This is a genomic window from Marivita sp., from assembly GCF_017643905.1.
Lineage (GTDB): Bacteria > Pseudomonadota > Alphaproteobacteria > Rhodobacterales > Rhodobacteraceae > Marivita.
This window is the reverse complement of sequence record NZ_JAEPMO010000003.1, coordinates 42,682-59,244: the sequence shown is the minus strand read 5'-3', so window position 1 is coordinate 59,244 and position 16,563 is coordinate 42,682. Positions and strand designations below refer to the sequence as shown.

Sequence of the window (16,563 nt, the reverse complement as noted above, 5' to 3'; positions counted from 1 at the left end):
TGACCAACATCACATCGTTTCCATTATACGTGGCCACGACATGCGGGTCCCAATGGGACGAAAACTGGGATAATTTCTCAGCCAGGTTGATCTTCTTCATCGGTCTCTCCAATCCGGGGGCGTCGGCGCGGTGTAATCTCCCTCTGAGCGGTCGCGCCGGTTGGGCCGCGCTCAGAGGCGGATTAGGAGAAGACGGGTGGCCAGCGCAAGAGGCGCGCAGGAGCGCGTCGAAAATGCGATATGGGCCAAACGTGTCATGGGCGCGACTATACGCTGCAAATTCCGGATGAAAACCCTGTTTGTGATTTTTCAGAGGCGTGTTTTTTCATCTCCGATGTGGAATGGCCTTCGGGAATTTTGGCACGCCACATCGGCCCTCGTGACCAGAGCGCGCAGGCTCGCTACCGGAATCGACATCGGGTCAATCCCGATGTTCATCACAGCCACTGAAAGGCGCGCTTCAGAAAAGCCTGCGCGTCGTCGGTCACTGGTGTGCCATGCGCCATGACAACCTGCTGGATCGGCCAGTTGAGGATCGTGTCGACCCTGCGCCGCGCCGCGTCACGGTCAGAGATCGCAATACGGAACTTCCACGGCACGGTGGGTTCGTCTTCTGTCATCAGGTCCAGCCGTGCCACCCATGAACGCCATCCTTTGTACCAGGTGCGAGGCATCTGTTGCAGCAAATCGGTGAACAGCACGGTGCCACTCGCATGATGGAAGAAGACGGCCTCTGACGTGATCCGCGTCTCAAGAAGGACGTGATCAAATTCGCCGGGCCATAGTGAATACCCTGTTTCCGTCAGAAACGTGTCAACCAAGAGATCGCGGCGCTTCTTCTCAAGACTTGGGACAGCAACCACTTCGGCATCGGGACAGGCACGGACCCAATCCGCCAGATGCATATGGTGCAACGTGTTCGGAGCGATGAGGGCGTAGATCGGGCCAAGCTGCTGGATTTCTTCCAGACCTTCAGGCGTCAAGGCGGTCGGGGACCAGATTGCCACGCTTCCGTCCAGAAGCCGCATCACCGCCATCCGGGTCGGATAGTGAAAGCCAAGCGCTGCCTTTATGGGCGCACCGTCAGACAGCCAGATCTCTGGGCCGAAAGGCTGCAACATTACCGGCTGTCCCGTTTACGCACTTCAACTATGAGTTGTGATACGAAAAAGAAGCCCCTGCAAGCAAGGGCTTCTTTTCAACTTGGGTCGATCTGTGATCGCAGGGGCGTGGTGTCCAGCCCCCCGCGCGCGGTTCCGTTCGTCGAATCTTAATGGGTTGGGCTGAGAGTCTTCGTACGAAGACTCTTGAGCCGCGCCATAAAATATTAGAGGTCGGGGTAGATCGGGAAGCGGGCGCAAAGTTCGGCTACTTCGGCACGCACCTTGTCCTCGACCGCGCTGTTGCCGTCTTCACCGTTGACGGCCAGCCCATCGACCACTTCGATGATCCAGTCCGCGATCTGCCGGAACTCGGCCTCCATGAACCCGCGCGTGGTGCCCGCTGGCGAGCCCAGACGAATGCCCGATGTGATCGTTGGCTTTTCCGGGTCGAACGGAACGCCGTTCTTGTTGCAGGTGATATGCGCGCGGCCCAATGCCTTTTCGGTCGCGTTGCCTTTCACGCCTTTCGGGCGCAGGTCAACAAGCACCACATGGGTGTCGGTGCCATGGGTCACGGTGTCCAGACCGCCCTTGATGAGTTGATCTGACAGCGCCTGTGCGTTACGGATGACGTTCTGCTGGTAGGTCTTGAACTCGGGACGCAGCGCTTCGCCAAAGGCAACCGCCTTGGCCGCGATCACATGCATCAGCGGACCGCCCTGAATGCCGGGGAAGATGGCCGAGTTGAACTTCTTGGCCAGCGCCTCGTCATTGGTCAGGATCATCCCGCCGCGCGGACCACGCAGGGTCTTGTGTGTGGTTGTTGTCGCGACATGGGCATGCGGGAACGGGCTGGGGTGTTCGCCTGCCGCCACGAGACCGGCAAAGTGCGCCATGTCCACATGCAGATACGCGCCAACCGAATCCGCGATCTCGCGCATGCGGGCAAAGTCGATCTGACGCGGGATGGCCGACCCACCGGCGATGATCAGCTTCGGTTTGTGCTCATTGGCCAGCGCCTGAACCTGATCGTAGTCCAGCATGTTGTCCTGCTGACGCACTCCGTACTGGATCGCGTTGAACCACTTGCCCGACTGGTTCGGGGCCGCGCCGTGGGTCAGGTGACCACCGGCATCAAGGCTCATGCCGAGGATCGTGTCACCGGGCTGCAAGAGCGCGGTAAAGACACCCTGGTTTGCCTGAGAGCCGGAGTTCGGCTGCACGTTGGCGAAGCTGCAGTTGAAAAGCTGGCACGCCCGCTCAATGGCAAGGTTTTCGGCCACGTCGACGAACTGGCAGCCGCCGTAATAGCGACGGCCCGGATAGCCTTCGGCGTACTTGTTGGTCATCACCGAGCCCTGCGCTTCCATCACGGCGCGGCTGACGATGTTCTCAGAGGCGATCAGCTCGATCTCGTCGCGCTGGCGGCCCAGCTCATCAGTGATCGACTTGAACAGATCCGGGTCGCTGTCGGCCAGCGATTTGGAGAAAAAACCAGTGTCACGGTGCGGAGCGTTCATGGGCAGGGCCTCCTTGAAGCGGGTCAAACTTTGGCGGTTACGTATAGGAGTTGCGCCAAAAGGCAAAGGTTGGAAAGCGACCACACGACACAAAGCTGCGCCATGTCTGGTATGCGGCAGGCGTTTGTGCTTGTTTCGGAACGGCATGACCCCGATAGGAACTCCAACATATGTCCCTGCGCATTGCCTTTGCTGCCAGCTCCGCGCCGATTGCACAATCGGCCAAGGCGGGACTGACCCGTCGCTATGGCGATCACAACGAAGACGGCGCGGATGTGATTGTGGCCTTGGGCGGGGACGGGTTCATGCTGGCCACATTGCACCGAACTCAGGACCTGCCCGCCCCTGTCTACGGCATGAACCGGGGAACTGTCGGCTTCCTGATGAACGAATATTCCGAACACGGGCTGGAAGAGAGGCTTGAGCAGGCGCAGGAAGAGGTCATCAACCCGCTGTCGATGCTCGCCACATGTCGGGATGGCAGCACACAACGGGCGCTTGCGATCAACGAAGTCTCGCTTTTGCGGGCAGGGCCTCAGGCGGCGCGTCTCAGGATCAGTGTCGATGGCAAGGTACGCATGTCCGAACTCGTCTGCGACGGCGCCTTGGTCGCAACGCCAGCCGGATCCACCGCCTATAACTATTCCGCGCACGGGCCGATTCTGCCCATCGGGTCTGACGTGCTGGCGCTCACCGCGATGGCCGCGTTCCGGCCCCGGCGCTGGCGCGGCGCGCTCTTGCCCAAGACGGCTGAGGTGACTTTCGAAGTGCTTGATCCTGACAAGCGTCCGGTGATGGCCGAAGCGGACGCCCGAGCCGTACGTGACGTTGTGCGCGTCGACATTCGTTCCGAACCGTCCATCGCACACAGGGTCCTTTTCGATCCCGGCCATGGGCTTGAGGAACGGCTGATCCAGGAGCAGTTCGTCTAAACTCAGGTCGCGTCGCAAAATCGCCAAGCTTGCGCCATGTCGGGCCGCTATCCTCAGCACCGGTCAATTGTGAAGGGCAAGGTCATGCGGGGATTTCACATACTGTTTCTGGCAGCGCTGATGTGCCTGCCCACCGCGACATCGGCGCAGGAACGCGACCGCCTCGACAATCGCGGAGAAGTGCTGGGCTGGGAGGGCGTTGGCCGTCTGGATACGTCGATTGGCACGTGCACAGGCACGCTCATCGCCCGCGATTTGGTCCTCACGGCGGCCCATTGTGTGGTTGACGAGGCCACCCGCACCGTGCTGCCGAACGACCGCATGCGCTTTCATGCGGGGCTGACCCACGATTTCACCGCCGCTGTCCGGGGCGTCACCCGGATCGTATTGTCCGAAGGCTATCTCGAGTCGTTCGACGCTTCCCTGACCGAACAGGTGCGCACCGATCTGGCGCTTCTGCGCCTCGACAGCCCGATCTTCAGCACCGAAGCCGAGCCGTTTCGCATTCACGACCGTACCATGGATGCAGGCTCGGTGATTCTTGTCTCCTATGGACGGGGCCGGAACACCTCGCTGCAGCGCGAATCCGGGTGTCGGCACAAACAGACCTATCGTGGTGGGCTGATGACCTTTGATTGTGATGTGACCTTCGGCTCGTCAGGCGCGCCGGTCTTTGTGAATGATCAGGGTAGGCTGCGCATCGTGTCTGTGGTGTCGATGATGTCCACCGCGCCCAATGCCGAGAAAGAGGCCATCGGCATGTCGCTGCCCGACTCGGTCTCGGCGATGATGCGCAATATGCGCAATGATGCCGCCCGGGCACCCGTGACCGCCGGAGCGCGCCGCGTGACCGTTGGTGAACGCGCTGGTGGGGCACGGTTCGTCAAAGTGGATTGATCACGGCGGCAAGGGCAGGGCGGTGTCATCCTTGACCTGATCCATCACGATCTGGCTGTGGACCCGCCCGATGGAATCGTGCGGCAACAGCACCTCCTGCACCAGATGATTGAGCGCCTTCAGATCTGCGCAATAGACCCGGAAGATGTAATCCGCCTCTCCGGTGAGCGTCCACGCGGCGACGATTTCGGGGGTTGTGCTGACCAGTCGTTTGATCGACTGATGGGTGCCGTTGCTCTGGGCGCGGGTCTCGACCTGAATGAAGGCCTGCACCGAAAGCTCCAGTTTGTCGGGGTTCAGACGGCAGGGCGTGCCGATGATATAACCTTCGGCCTCCAACCTTTGGCGGCGGCGGCTGATTTGAGAGGCCGACATACCCAGATGTTCGGCCAGATCCTGAGCCGAGGTTTGCCCGTCCTTCTGCAATCGGGCGAGCAGTTTGAGGTCTTTGGAATCCAACGCGGTCATGCGTCAATCGTGCGCCATTTTGTGACGATGTGCAATAATTCTGCATAATTTCGATCAAAGGGCTCAATGATTGCCCGAAATCCGCACCGGTTTCGGCGTAGCTTTCTCGCAAACAAGGAGAATGCCATGGGTCCGTTTCCGCACGATGCGCCGAAAGCAAAGATCAGCAATGATAACCCCGCCGGAACCGACGGGTTCGAATTCGTCGAATTCGCGCATCCCGATCCGGACGCGCTGCGTGAGCTTTTCACCAAGATGGGCTACACCCACACTGCCACGCACAAGACCAAGCAGATCGAGCTGTGGCAGCAGGGAGACATCACCTACATCCTGAACAATGAACCCGGCAGCCACGCCATGCGCTTTGTCGCGGAACACGGTCCTTGCGCCCCGTCGATGGGCTGGCGCGTTGTTGATGCCAAACACGCCTACGACCGCGCGGTAATGCTGGGGGCGACACCATATGACGCTGACGACAAGGCGATGGACGTGCCTGCGATTGTCGGTATTGGCGGTTCGGTGATCTACTTCATCGACAAATATTACGGCCAGAACCCCTACAATGAAGAGTTCGACTGGGTTGGGACTGCCAATCCCGAAGGCGTCGGGTTCCACTACCTCGATCACCTCACCCACAATGTCCACAAGGGCAACATGGACACTTGGTTCAACTTCTACGGCAAGATCTTCGGCTTCAAGGAAATCCGCTTCTTCGACATCGAAGGCAAATTCACCGGGCTTTTGAGCCGCGCGCTGACCTCGCCCTGTGGGCGCATCCGCATCCCGATCAACGAAGACCGGGGTGAGACCGGGCAGATCGTCGAATACCTCAAACGCTACAAGGGCGAAGGCATCCAGCACATCGCTGTGGGCGCACGCGACATCTATGACGCGGTGGACGAGATCGCGGATCGTGGTCTGAGATTCATGCCCGCACCGCCCGACGCCTATTACGACCTCAGCAAAACCCGCGTTGTCGGCCACGAAGAGCCGCTCGACCGGATGAAGAAGCACGGCATCCTGATCGACGGCGAGGGTGTGGTCGGCGGCGGCGAAACCCGCATCCTGCTCCAGATCTTCTCGAAGACCGTGATCGGGCCGATCTTCTTTGAATTCATCCAGCGCAAAGGCGATGACGGCTTCGGCGAAGGCAACTTTAAAGCCCTGTTCGAGAGCATTGAGGCGGACCAGATCGAACGCGGCGTGCTGAAGGCCAGCTGAACCGCCGCGTGCCTCGAACTTGAGTGGTCCCGGTCCGTTACTGGATCGGGAACGGCTCTGGCGCGCCGTAGGCGTTGGGCTCAGGTTCGCTGGGCTGAACGTAAAAATACAAAAGCACGAAGAACCCAACGATTGGGATGAACGCGATCAAGAGCCACCACCCGGACTTGCCAATGTCGTGCATCCGGCGGGCGCCGACAGCGATGTTTGGAACAAGAAGCCCTAGGCTGACCAGAAACGAAATCGGACTTCCAGCCTCGGGACCGGTGCCGAAGAGTATAGCGTCAATTGCCCCGACAATCAGCATGGTGACAAAGACGGCCAAAACCCACCACCAGAACTCGGATCGCGAGGCGCGCCCGGTGAAGGTTGCGTATTTCGACAGAACCATGCGAACGGCGGTTTGAATCTTTTCCATTCGAATAACTCCAAGAAATTGGCGTTACTCGTATGATGGCCGAAGGAATTCCTCAGTCAACCGGGCAGGCAAAAGTCAGCTCGGGTCGCGCCAGCGGTTCACAATGGGATAGCGGCGGTCCAGCCAGAAGGCGCGTTTCGACAGGCGCGCGCCTGGGGCGGATTGGAAGCGCTTGTATTCGCTGATGTAGAGCAGATGCTCGATGCGTTTGGCATCGGCACGGTCATATCCGGCAGCCACGCAATCGGCGATAGAGCCGTCATCATCCACGAGGATTTGCAGGATGCCGTCCAGCACAGGATAATCGGGCAGCGAGTCGCTGTCTTTTTGGTCTTCTCGCAATTCGGCCGAAGGCGGTTTGGTGATGATCGCCTCGGGGATCACAGGCCCGTCGGGTCCCATCATCCAGTCGCGGTGGTTCGCGTTCCGCCAGCGGCAGCAGTCGAACACCCGAGTCTTGTACATGTCCTTGATCGGATTGTAGCCGCCCGCCATGTCGCCATAGATCGTGGCATAGCCCACCGCGACCTCGGACTTGTTGCCGGTGGTCAGAAGCATCTCGCCGAACTTGTTGGAAAGCGCCATCAACAGCAGACCCCGGATGCGGGACTGGATGTTCTCTTCGGTCAGATCGGGTTGGGTGCCTTCGAAGAGCGGCGCCAGCGTTTCCGTCACCGCATCGCGTGTTTTACCAATTGGTACAAAATCGTACCGGCAGCCAAGGTTTTGGGCCACCGCCTTGGCGTCGTCCAGCGATCCTTGCGACGTGTACTCAGACGGCAGCATGACGCAGCGCACGTTCTCTGCGCCTAACGCGTCGACCGCGATGGTTGCCACAATGGCGCTGTCGATTCCGCCGGACAGACCCAGCAGCACTTTCTTGAAGCCGGTTTTCGCCATGTAATCCCGCAGCGCGGTGACCATGACGCGGTAGTCCTGTTCCATCGGCTCCGGGTGGGTGGTGAAATCTCCATCGAGAACGTGCCAGCCTTGGTCTCTGCGTTCGAGATCGACATGGCTTATCACCTCGTCGAAAATCGGGAGTTGGACAGCAGGCACACCGCCGCGATTGAGCGCAAACGATCCCCCGTCAAAAACCTGATCGTCCTGACCGCCGACCATGTTGAGGTAAATCAGCGGCAATCCGCTTTCCACGACACGGGCGACCATGTGGTTCAGGCGGGTCTCGAACTTGTTGCGGAAATACGGGGAGCCGTTTGGCACAAGGATGACTTCCGCGCCGCTTTCCTCAAGCGCTTCGACCACGTCGGGATACCAAGCGTCCTCGCAGATCGGTATGCCAATGCGCACGCCGTTGATGGACACAGGCCCCTGCATCATGTCGCGCGAAAACAGGCGCACCTCGTCGAAGACGTTGAAGTTGGGCAGGAAATATTTGTGGACTACCGAGGCAACCTTACCGTTTTGCAGCACGAAGTAGCTGTTGTGCAGCTTGAGGTCTTCGCCCACCGATGGACCGCCGATGGCAAGCGCTGGACCATCGGCGCAGGCTTCGGCCAAGGCGGTCAGTTCGGCCTGCACGGCGGCGACAAAGGCGGGTTTCATGATCAGGTCCTGGGCCTGATACCCCGTGATGAACATCTCGGGCAGCGCGACCAGGTCAGCACCCGCCGCCTTGCCCTCTTCCCATGTGGCGCGCGCCTTGGCGGCGTTGCCTGCAAGGTCGCCCACAGTAGGGTTCAACTGCGCCAGAGTGATGCGAAACCGATCCGACATGGGGCGGTCCTTCCTTTCCCGATATCGCGGGTGACATAGCAGAACCCTGCGCGAGGGAAAGCGTCTTGTCGGATAAGACATTGTCTGACCCCGCCCGGTCGCTTAGGTTTCGGTCACAGGGTCATGGCAACGGACATGAGTGGGATACCGAACAAATGAGACCGGGCAGCAACGTCTTTTTGGGTGCGGCAGTCGCACTTTTCCTCGCACAGGGTGTCGTGGCGCAGAACGCCGAGGTGCAGACCAAGCAATATGATGATGGAGGTGTCTACGAAGGCACTTTCCTCAACGGGTTGCAGCACGGCACCGGCACCTACCGTCTGCCGAATGGCTATGAGTACACTGGCGATTGGGTCGAGGGCGAAATCCGGGGCAACGGTGTCGCCCGTTTTCCCAATGGGTCGGTCTATGAAGGCCAGTTCGCCAAGGGCAAACCCGAAGGGATCGGCAAGATCGTATTCGCGGATGGGTCGACCTACGAGGGGTCATGGCTCGACGGCAAGATCACCGGGCAGGGTGTGGCGCTCTATGCCAATGGCGTGCGCTACGAAGGGTCATTCCGCAATGCGCTGCATCATGGGCGTGGCACGATGCAAAGCCCGGGCGGCTATGTCTACGAAGGCGACTGGATCAACGGCGTCAAGGAAGGCAACGGGACCATCACCTACCCGGACGGGTCGATCTATGAAGGCCGCGTTGCAGATGGCGACCGTGAGGGTCAGGGCAAGCTGACCATGCCTGACGGACTGATCTATGATGGGATGTGGAAAGACGGTCAGATCGACGGGATCGGCACGCTGACGCAATCCAACGGCGATGTCTACGAGGGTCAGCTGGTCGCCGGGCGTCGCGATGGGCAGGGCACCGTGCGTTATGCCAATGGCGACGTTTATGAGGGTGAGTTCAAGGACGACCTGCGCCACGGTCAGGGTACGTTCATCGGCACTGATGGCTATCGCTATGAGGGCGCGTGGGTCGCGGGCCAGATCGAAGGCATCGGCAAGGTCACCTATCCCGACGGGTCGGTGTACGAAGGCCAGTTCCGGGGCGATCTGGCCAATGGTGAGGGCAAGATCACCTATCCCGATGGCTCGACCTATGAAGGGGTCTGGGTCGATGGCGTGATCGACGGCAAGGGCCGTGCGGTCTATGCCAATGGTTTGGTATATGAAGGCGAGTTCAAGAACGCCCGCAACCACGGTGTCGGCGTCATGACTTACCCTGACGGCTACAAATACGAGGGCGAATGGCTTGATGGCCAGCGCCACGGGCAGGGGACCGCGACCTATACCGATGGCACGGTCTATGTGGGCCAGTTCGCCGATGGGCAACGTCACGGTCAGGGTGAGATCACCATGGCGGACGGTTTCAAATACGTTGGCGAGTGGCAGAACGGCGAGATCAGCGGTCAGGGAACCGCGACCTATGCCAATGGCGATGTCTATGAGGGCACGTTCCTTGACGGCAAACGTCAGGGCACCGGCACCATGCGTTATGCATCCGGAGAAACCGCCACGGGCGAGTGGGTCAATGGGGCTTTGACGGACGGCTGAGCCTGGGGTTTGCGACGCAGCGTCGAGCTATTCCCACCAGCGGTCCACCTCGGCGATCTCGTCATCGGTCCAGCCGAAGTGGTGCGCGATTTCATGCACGACGATATGGGTCACCAGATCCTGTAGCGTAACCGATTTCCGGTCACGCCATTCGGCAAGGATCGGTTCGGCATAAAGCCAGACCTGATCGGGAAAGGGTGACGGATCGCCTGTGGACTTCTCGGTCAGGGGGATGCCGTCATAGAGCCCGGTCAGTTCCAGCGGATCGTCGATCTCCAGCTCGTCCAAAATGTCCTGCGGTGGCCAGTCTACGACCTGCAGAAGAACGTCCTGGCATAGGTCGCGAAACGGCAAAGGCAGCCCGTTCAGGGCTGCCTCGGCATAACGTGTGATGTCGTCGATATCGTCTTGTGCGGTCATCCGTGCATCAGCACTCCGTTGGATGACCGCGTCAAGCCAAGATCAGAGCAACAGCTGATAGCTGTGCGGCACGTAGTGGAAGCCGTCACCGCGTGTTTCGACATAGCCCACACCCGGGAAGGGCATGTGGTAGCCCACACCCGGGAAGGGCATGTGGTAGCCGATGAACGGCACGGCATCGGTGGCCAGCATTCCCAGCACGTTGCGGCGCGACGCGGCTGCGGCGGCTTTGTCCATGTCGAAACGGACTTCCCAATCGGGGTGTGCCAGCGACCAGACATAGTGGTTTGTCAGGTCCGCAAGGATCAGAAGCTGCTGGTCGTTGCTGTCGAGCATGTAGGTCATGTGACCCGGCGTGTGGCCGAAGGCTGCCTTCGCTGTGATGCCCGAGGTGACACTGTCGCCGTCGCCAAGGAATGACATCTTCTCGGCCAGCGGTTTGACGTTGTTGGCAAAGCCTTCGTTGTCGGTGCCGGACCAATGGTCGAATTCCGCCTGCCCGGTGATGTAGGCGGCGTTCGCGAAGGTCTCGGCGCCATCGGTCATCAGGCCACCGATATGGTCGCCATGCATGTGGGTCAGGACAACATGAGTCACGGCGTCAGCGGAGTATCCCGCCATCTCGACCGCCTGCGCGGTTGCGGCACCGTTGAGGCCGGTGTCGAACAGGATCAGCTCGGACCCGGTGTTGACCAGTGTCGGCGTGAAGAAGAACTGCGCTTTGTCGACCGGGATCCGTGCCTCGGCCGAGGCAGCTGCAAATTCTTCGGCGCTGACGTTCATGCCGAAGATTGTTTGCGGTTCTTCCACCGTGCGGCTTCCGACCAGCATGGTGGTGACTTCGAAATCGCCGACGCCAAAGCGGTTGACGCGCGGGATCTGAGGCCCTTGTGCGTGTCCTGCCGCGTTTGCCTTGGTGATGCCAAGACCCGCTGCCATTGGAAGGGCGGCCGCCCCGGCAAGCAGGCTGCGGCGTGACATTGAAAATTCAGACATAGTGGTCGCTCCCCTATTTGTAATGACCATGAGAGTAGCTGCTAAATTGACCAAAGCTTGTTCGTTCACGTCTTCGTGACTGTGCAATGGTGCAGAGCATTGGTGCGGGGCTTTCTGGACAAAAGCATCCCTTTGTGAGACAGCGCGGGCAACAGGAGACACAGTCCATGACAACCACCCGTTTCGCGCCGTCGCCCACCGGTTACATCCATGTTGGCAACCTGCGCACCGCTTTGTTCAACTACCTGATCGCCCGCAAATCCGGCGGCACGTTCATCCTGCGTATCGACGACACCGATCCCGAGCGGTCGAAGGAAGAATATGTCGATGCTCTGAAGCAGGATCTGGAGTGGTTGGGTCTGACGTGGGACCGGGTTGAACGGCAGTCAGAGCGGCTCGACCAGTACCACGCGGCTGCGGACACGCTGCGCGAGATGGGGCGCTTTTATGAGGCGTTCGAGACGCCGACCGAACTCGACCTCAAGCGCAAAAAGCAGCTGAACATGGGTAAGCCGCCGGTTTATGACCGTGCGGCGCTTGCGCTGGCCGACGACGAAAAGGCCAAACTGCGCGCCGAACGTGGCGATGGCGTCTGGCGCTTCAAGCTGGATCAGGAGCGTATCGATTGGACCGATGGCATCCTTGGCGACATCTCGATTGATGCGGCCAGCGTCAGTGATCCGGTGCTGATCCGGGCTGACAAACAGATCCTCTACACGCTGGCATCCGTCGTGGATGACACCGAAATGGGTGTGACCCATGTGGTGCGCGGGTCGGACCACGTGACCAACACCGCAACGCAGATCCAGATCATCCGTGCACTGGGTGGCAACGTGCCGTCCTTTGCACACCATTCGTTGCTGACCGGACCGCAGGGTGAGTCGCTGTCCAAGCGTCTGGGCACACTCGCGCTGCGCGATCTCCGCGAGCAGGGCATTGAGCCAGAGGCATTGCTGAGCCTGATGGCGCGGCTGGGATCGTCGCAGCCGGTGGAACTTCGGATGTCGCTGGAAGAGATCGCGGACGGGTTTGACCTGAGCCAGTTCGGGTCGGCCCCGACGAAGTTCGATTTCGAAGACCTGTTCCCGCTCACCGCGCGCAAGCTGCACGGGTTGGATTACGCTGCCATCAAGAGCGATCTGGACACTCTCGGCGTGCCTGCGGACAAGGGCGAGGCGTTTTGGAACGTGGCGCGCGACAACATCACCACGCGGCATGACATCGCCAAATGGTGGACGCTCTGTGCCGATGGCGCAGAGCCCATGGTCGACGACGAAGACGCAGCGTTCATCGCCGAAGCGATGGCGTTGCTTCCCGAAGGGCCACTTGGCCCCGATGCGTGGAGCAGCTGGACCAACGCCGTCAAAGAGGCGACCGGACGTAAAGGCAAGGGCCTGTTCATGCCGCTGCGCAAGGCGCTGACCGGGCAGGAACGCGGGCCTGAAATGGCGGACCTGCTGCCGCTGTTGCAGACCATTCCGGCGCGGAAACTCGCCAAAGCCTAAGTGCGCTTGGCCCGCTCCTGAAGCGATTTCACCGCGTCGGGGTCTTCGATCTTGCGGTCGATGATGCCCAATGCGGTGTCCCGCGTCTTCTCGGCGGCACTGGCGAGATCGGACCAATCGCTCTTGCTCAGCCGAGTTGCCGCCTTGAGCATCTGCGCCATCACATCGAACCGGTTGCCGCCGTCCTGCATCAGGCTGGCATAGCCATCATTCAGCAGGTCTTCGGCGCTGACCGTGCCGATGATCACCTGTTCGAATTCGACCGTGGTGTCACGGTCTTTGTCGGCCATGCCCTGACCCAGTGTCCAAAGGATGCGTTCAATGCGGTGAATCACATCAATCGCCGTGCCCGGATCGTTGACACCGGGGGACAGAGCGCGCGACGCGACCTCTGACAGAATGACGAGGCCAAACCTGGCGTCTTGTTCGACGGTGCGTTCGTCGCCCATCGTGAAGTTCTCGATCAGGGTGTCGGGGTCACATTCGCCCTCGACATAGGCCAGCGGCGTGTCCTTGAGTACCCAACTGCCGGGCGGCGCAAAGACCCAGAGGGTGGCGTCAGTTTCTTTGAGCTGTTCGTTGAGTTCTGCCAGTGACAGAAACTGCACATAGCCCGACCGTGGGGCCAATAGCGGTGTCGCGCCTTTCGGAGCCTTCGGCGCATTTTCGGCAGGCCTCGCCCCGAGATTGGATTTCCGCGCAAGCCGTTCCAAAGGTGCCTTGGCGGCTTGTTCGACAAGGTTCAGGGTGTGGTGCAGACTGCCCAACTGGCTGAGATGCGCAATCCAGCGCAGGATCGCGACCACGATCATCAGGATGCAGACCATGGTCAGGCCAAAGACGATCACAGCGGCGGATTCGCCATAGAACCCGGCCCGGAACATCACGATCGAGGCCAGCGAGAACAGGAACGCGCCGACAAAGACCGACATCACGTTGAGCGTTGTCATGTCCTGCATCAACAGCCGGTAGACCCGTGGCGTCGCCTGACCCGCGGCGGAGCGGAACGCCTGCACCATGATACCCAGCGAAAAGGTGGTGACCGCCAGCATCGATGACGCAAGAATGTTGAGGATCGGCAGAACTGCGTCGCGCGAGAAGCGGTCAACCAGCCATTCGGGGAGTGATCGGTCGACCAGAGGCGCGATGAGGGACACGAGCAATGCGGCGCTTCCAAACGCCGAGATGCGGATGCCAGGGCGACGCCACAGGCGTGTGAGCCAGAGCCAGATGCGTTCGCGCATCAGGCAAACACCTTGGCACGCAGGGTCAGCAGCATGTCATCGACGAAGGTCTGCTCTAGCTGGGTCAGGCGCTGCGCGCGCGGGTAGATCGGGTCCGCCCTGTCGTTGCGCACCGGGGTGTCCCAACCTTCTGTCGTCGTGCAGAACCGCTCGGCACCGGCTTCGCCGAATTCGCGCAGATAGCCTTGAAGAACCGCGTCTACGTAGCTGAGCAGGATCGGGTGATCCTTGTCCGGTGGTGCCGCATCGCCGGGTGGGATGGCATAGATCGAGATGTCGCGCACGTCGGTCGCCGCGTGTCGCACCGCGTCGGTCACCGCAAGGCGCGCATAGGAAAATTCACGGGCATCAAGCGCCACCCAATCGTGATTCGGCACCGGCGCGATCACCCCGTCAATCACGCTGTCCGAATCGACGATGACCGACAGGAATGCTGCGGGCCGATTCGGAGCGCGCTGCCAGATTCGCCGCCACCCCGCGATTTGCGAGGCATGGATCGGCGTAAAGCTATGTGTATTCCTGTTGACCAATGATCCGTAGCCGAAAAAATGCAGGTGCTTCACGGGGCTATCTGCTCGCGATTGGTTGATGTATATCAAAGACAACTTTGCATGAACCGGTAGGTTTGGCCAACCGATCTGAAAGGATGACTGCTTTGCGTGTCACCAAACGAACCAACATCGCGATGCGTGTCCTCATGTTCTGCGCCGCCAACACGGGCCGACTTGTGACTAAGTCCGAAATCGCGGAGCGGTGCAACGCTTCTGAAAATCACCTTGCTCAGGTCATCAACCAGTTGGGGCAGCTTGGGTTCCTCCACACCCAACGCGGCCGCAATGGCGGTCTGGAACTGGGTCGTCCAGCGGACGAGATCCGGATTGGCGATGTGTTCCGCGTGCTGGAAGCGCCTGTGCCGCTGGCCGAATGCTTTGCAGATGTCGACAACACGTGTCCGCTGACCGAGGCCTGTCTTCTGCGCACCGCCCTGACTGACGCTGTCGAAGCGTTCTACCAGTCGCTTGACCCGATCACGCTCGATGCGCTGGTCTGCACCAATGCGGATCTGCTGGATATTCTCAATCCCGAACGGGCCTGCGCAGCCCGGGAAGCCGCGCTTGCAGTTTGACACTTGAGACCGTTCTGAAAACGGTCTACCACTGCATACATCCACGATGGGAGAACCGGTCTTGACCGGTGCCGAAGGAGCAACCGCCCCCGGAAACTCTCAGGCCGAAGGACCGTCGCGGACATAGACTCTGGAGAGATTTCGGGCCGGACCCGGAACGCCGAAGGGATAACGATCTCAGGCGAAAGGACAGAGGGGGCATAGGACGTCTGCGCAGTCGCGCGGGATGGAATATGCCGGTTGTCGTATCACAAGCACCCGGTTGAACGTGAAGGGATGCCGCGTGAGCGATTTGAAACGCACACCGCTATACGATCTGCATGTCGCGCTGGGCGCAAAGATGGTGCCGTTTGCGGGCTACGAGATGCCCGTGCAATACAGCCTTGGCGTTATGAAAGAACACTTGCAGTGCCGCGCCGCTGCGGGTCTGTTCGATGTGAGCCACATGGGGCAGGCGATTCTGCGATCCGACGATCCAGAGGTCGCCAAAGCCGCGCTGGAACGATTGATCCCGCAGGATGTGCTTGGTCTGGGTGAGGGACGTCAGCGATACGGTTTCTTCACCAATGACGCGGGTGGGATCGAAGACGATCTGATGTTCGCCAACCGCGGCGATCACCTGTTCGTTGTTGTGAATGCCGCCTGCAAAGAGGCTGATGTCGCGCGGATGCGCGCGGCACTTGAGCCTGAGGTGACAGTCAAGCTGTTGGAAAACCGCGCGCTTTTGGCGTTGCAGGGGCCGAAAGCTGAGGCCGTATTGGCCGAGCATCACCCGTCAGTGGCCGAGATGCGGTTCATGGATGTGGCGACCGTGCCCATCGCCGGAGCGGAATGCTGGGTGTCGCGGTCCGGCTACACAGGGGAAGACGGATATGAGATATCCGTGCCTGTGGCGGCCGCCACAGATTTGGCAAAGGCCCTGCTGGCGCACGAGGATGTGGAGGCCATCGGACTTGGCGCTCGGGATTCGCTCCGCCTCGAAGCCGGGCTTTGCCTTTATGGGCACGATATCGACGCCACCACCTCGCCCGTTGAGGGTGGGCTGACCTGGGGCATCCAGAAGATGCGCCGTGCCGGGGGTGACCGCGAAGGCGGGTTCCCCGGTGCCGACCGTGTCCTGCGCGAGATGGCTGAAGGCATTTCGCGCAAGCGCGTCGGCCTCTTGCCCGAAGGGCGGGCACCGATGCGCGAAGGCACGGCGCTTTTCGCCAGTGCAGAGGCTGATACGCCTATCGGTGGAGTCACATCAGGTGGGTTTGGCCCAACCGTCGGTGCGCCCGTCGCCATGGGCTATGTCGATGCCGGCCATGCAGAGATCGGCGCCGCGCTTTTTGGCGAAGTCCGGGGCAAACGGCTTCCTGTTTCTGTTGCCAAACTGCCCTTCGTGGCGGCAGGGTTCAAACGATAATCACTCCAAGAGGAA

Annotated in this window: 16 protein-coding genes, 1 pseudogene and 2 riboswitches; of the genes and pseudogenes, 7 read left to right on the top strand and 10 right to left on the bottom strand. The window is 60.4% G+C overall.

Annotation, left to right across the window (positions count from 1 at the left end; all coding sequences use genetic code 11):
- From JJ869_RS01015 to glyA, 3 genes and pseudogenes are all read right to left on the bottom strand, one after another.
- Positions 1 to 100: pseudogene (locus tag JJ869_RS01015) on the bottom strand (mannose-6-phosphate isomerase); the annotation flags it as partial.
- 337 nt (positions 101 to 437) lie between these two features.
- On the bottom strand, positions 438 to 1,121 hold the full coding sequence (locus JJ869_RS01010) for a DUF4336 domain-containing protein (protein ID WP_292264111.1): 684 nt from the start codon (positions 1,119 to 1,121) through the stop codon (positions 438 to 440).
- A gap of 206 nt (positions 1,122 to 1,327) precedes the next feature.
- On the bottom strand, positions 1,328 to 2,623 hold the full coding sequence (gene glyA, locus JJ869_RS01005; protein ID WP_292264110.1) for a serine hydroxymethyltransferase: 1,296 nt from the start codon (positions 2,621 to 2,623) through the stop codon (positions 1,328 to 1,330).
- 170 nt (positions 2,624 to 2,793) lie between these two features.
- On the opposite strand from glyA, the gene JJ869_RS01000 reads away from it, so the two are divergent.
- On the top strand, positions 2,794 to 3,555 hold the full coding sequence (locus JJ869_RS01000) for an NAD kinase (protein ID WP_292264109.1): 762 nt from the start codon (positions 2,794 to 2,796) through the stop codon (positions 3,553 to 3,555).
- Between the two features lie 84 nt (positions 3,556 to 3,639).
- Positions 3,640 to 4,452 carry a trypsin-like peptidase domain-containing protein gene (locus JJ869_RS00995; protein WP_292264108.1) on the top strand — a complete coding sequence of 271 codons (813 nt, stop codon included), beginning with the start codon at positions 3,640 to 3,642 and terminating at the stop codon, positions 4,450 to 4,452.
- Here JJ869_RS00995 and JJ869_RS00990 read toward each other — a convergent pair whose 3' ends face one another.
- The gene (locus JJ869_RS00990) at positions 4,453 to 4,920 is read right to left on the bottom strand and encodes an Lrp/AsnC family transcriptional regulator (protein ID WP_292264107.1); all 468 of its coding nucleotides are present in this window, start codon (positions 4,918 to 4,920) and stop codon (positions 4,453 to 4,455) included.
- A gap of 126 nt (positions 4,921 to 5,046) precedes the next feature.
- Between JJ869_RS00990 and hppD the strand changes: the two genes are divergently transcribed.
- The gene (gene hppD / locus JJ869_RS00985; protein WP_292264106.1) at positions 5,047 to 6,141 is read left to right on the top strand and encodes a 4-hydroxyphenylpyruvate dioxygenase; all 1,095 of its coding nucleotides are present in this window, start codon (positions 5,047 to 5,049) and stop codon (positions 6,139 to 6,141) included.
- Between the two features lie 37 nt (positions 6,142 to 6,178).
- On the opposite strand, the gene JJ869_RS00980 is transcribed toward hppD, so the two are convergent.
- Together JJ869_RS00980 and JJ869_RS00975 are read right to left on the bottom strand one after the other, a co-directional pair.
- On the bottom strand, positions 6,179 to 6,559 hold the full coding sequence (locus JJ869_RS00980; protein WP_292264105.1) for a DUF805 domain-containing protein: 381 nt from the start codon (positions 6,557 to 6,559) through the stop codon (positions 6,179 to 6,181).
- Positions 6,560 to 6,634: 75 nt separating this feature from the next.
- Positions 6,635 to 8,296: an NAD+ synthase gene (locus JJ869_RS00975; protein ID WP_292264104.1), complete on the bottom strand. Its 1,662-nt coding sequence runs from the start codon at positions 8,294 to 8,296 to the stop codon at positions 6,635 to 6,637.
- A gap of 155 nt (positions 8,297 to 8,451) precedes the next feature.
- Between JJ869_RS00975 and JJ869_RS00970 the strand changes: the two genes are divergently transcribed.
- On the top strand, positions 8,452 to 9,849 hold the full coding sequence (locus tag JJ869_RS00970) for a 2-isopropylmalate synthase (protein ID WP_292264103.1): 1,398 nt from the start codon (positions 8,452 to 8,454) through the stop codon (positions 9,847 to 9,849).
- A 27-nt stretch (positions 9,850 to 9,876) separates the two neighbouring features.
- Here JJ869_RS00970 and JJ869_RS00965 read toward each other — a convergent pair whose 3' ends face one another.
- Both JJ869_RS00965 and JJ869_RS00960 read right to left on the bottom strand, forming a co-directional pair.
- Positions 9,877 to 10,269: a metallopeptidase family protein gene (locus JJ869_RS00965; protein ID WP_292264102.1), complete on the bottom strand. Its 393-nt coding sequence runs from the start codon at positions 10,267 to 10,269 to the stop codon at positions 9,877 to 9,879.
- A 42-nt stretch (positions 10,270 to 10,311) separates the two neighbouring features.
- Entirely contained in the window at positions 10,312 to 11,265 is a 954-nt protein-coding gene (locus JJ869_RS00960) for an MBL fold metallo-hydrolase (protein ID WP_292264101.1), read from the bottom strand.
- Between the two features lie 167 nt (positions 11,266 to 11,432).
- On the opposite strand from JJ869_RS00960, the gene gltX reads away from it, so the two are divergent.
- Positions 11,433 to 12,770: a glutamate--tRNA ligase gene (gene gltX, locus JJ869_RS00955; protein ID WP_292264100.1), complete on the top strand. Its 1,338-nt coding sequence runs from the start codon at positions 11,433 to 11,435 to the stop codon at positions 12,768 to 12,770.
- On the opposite strand, the gene JJ869_RS00950 is transcribed toward gltX, so the two are convergent.
- Both JJ869_RS00950 and JJ869_RS00945 read right to left on the bottom strand, forming a co-directional pair.
- The gene (locus JJ869_RS00950; protein WP_292264099.1) at positions 12,767 to 14,014 is read right to left on the bottom strand and encodes a DUF2254 domain-containing protein; all 1,248 of its coding nucleotides are present in this window, start codon (positions 14,012 to 14,014) and stop codon (positions 12,767 to 12,769) included. The two genes, gltX and JJ869_RS00950, sit on opposite strands and share 4 nt — an antisense overlap.
- On the bottom strand, positions 14,014 to 14,577 hold the full coding sequence (locus JJ869_RS00945) for a gamma-glutamylcyclotransferase family protein (protein ID WP_292264098.1): 564 nt from the start codon (positions 14,575 to 14,577) through the stop codon (positions 14,014 to 14,016). The genes JJ869_RS00950 and JJ869_RS00945 overlap by 1 nt, the downstream gene beginning before the upstream one ends.
- A gap of 92 nt (positions 14,578 to 14,669) precedes the next feature.
- On the opposite strand from JJ869_RS00945, the gene JJ869_RS00940 reads away from it, so the two are divergent.
- Together JJ869_RS00940 and gcvT are read left to right on the top strand one after the other, a co-directional pair.
- The gene (locus JJ869_RS00940; protein ID WP_292264097.1) at positions 14,670 to 15,140 is read left to right on the top strand and encodes an Rrf2 family transcriptional regulator; all 471 of its coding nucleotides are present in this window, start codon (positions 14,670 to 14,672) and stop codon (positions 15,138 to 15,140) included.
- Positions 15,141 to 15,177: 37 nt separating this feature from the next.
- A riboswitch (glycine riboswitch) is annotated at positions 15,178 to 15,265 on the top strand.
- A gap of 3 nt (positions 15,266 to 15,268) precedes the next feature.
- Positions 15,269 to 15,335, top strand: a riboswitch (glycine riboswitch).
- An 88-nt stretch (positions 15,336 to 15,423) separates the two neighbouring features.
- Positions 15,424 to 16,548 carry a glycine cleavage system aminomethyltransferase GcvT gene (gcvT, locus tag JJ869_RS00935; protein ID WP_292264096.1) on the top strand — a complete coding sequence of 375 codons (1,125 nt, stop codon included), beginning with the start codon at positions 15,424 to 15,426 and terminating at the stop codon, positions 16,546 to 16,548.
- Positions 16,549 to 16,563 lie beyond the last annotated feature (15 nt).

Coding starts and splice junctions, on each gene's coding strand:
- JJ869_RS01010 (WP_292264111.1), bottom strand. CDS start 1,121: ATGTTGCAGCCTTTCGGCCCAGAGATCTGGCTGTCTGACGGTGCGCCC.
- glyA (WP_292264110.1), bottom strand. CDS start 2,623: ATGAACGCTCCGCACCGTGACACTGGTTTTTTCTCCAAATCGCTGGCC.
- JJ869_RS01000 (WP_292264109.1), top strand. CDS start 2,794: ATGTCCCTGCGCATTGCCTTTGCTGCCAGCTCCGCGCCGATTGCACAA.
- JJ869_RS00995 (WP_292264108.1), top strand. CDS start 3,640: ATGCGGGGATTTCACATACTGTTTCTGGCAGCGCTGATGTGCCTGCCC.
- JJ869_RS00990 (WP_292264107.1), bottom strand. CDS start 4,920: ATGACCGCGTTGGATTCCAAAGACCTCAAACTGCTCGCCCGATTGCAG.
- hppD (WP_292264106.1), top strand. CDS start 5,047: ATGGGTCCGTTTCCGCACGATGCGCCGAAAGCAAAGATCAGCAATGAT.
- JJ869_RS00980 (WP_292264105.1), bottom strand. CDS start 6,559: ATGGAAAAGATTCAAACCGCCGTTCGCATGGTTCTGTCGAAATACGCA.
- JJ869_RS00975 (WP_292264104.1), bottom strand. CDS start 8,296: ATGTCGGATCGGTTTCGCATCACTCTGGCGCAGTTGAACCCTACTGTG.
- JJ869_RS00970 (WP_292264103.1), top strand. CDS start 8,452: ATGAGACCGGGCAGCAACGTCTTTTTGGGTGCGGCAGTCGCACTTTTC.
- JJ869_RS00965 (WP_292264102.1), bottom strand. CDS start 10,269: ATGACCGCACAAGACGATATCGACGACATCACACGTTATGCCGAGGCA.
- JJ869_RS00960 (WP_292264101.1), bottom strand. CDS start 11,265: ATGTCTGAATTTTCAATGTCACGCCGCAGCCTGCTTGCCGGGGCGGCC.
- gltX (WP_292264100.1), top strand. CDS start 11,433: ATGACAACCACCCGTTTCGCGCCGTCGCCCACCGGTTACATCCATGTT.
- JJ869_RS00950 (WP_292264099.1), bottom strand. CDS start 14,014: ATGCGCGAACGCATCTGGCTCTGGCTCACACGCCTGTGGCGTCGCCCT.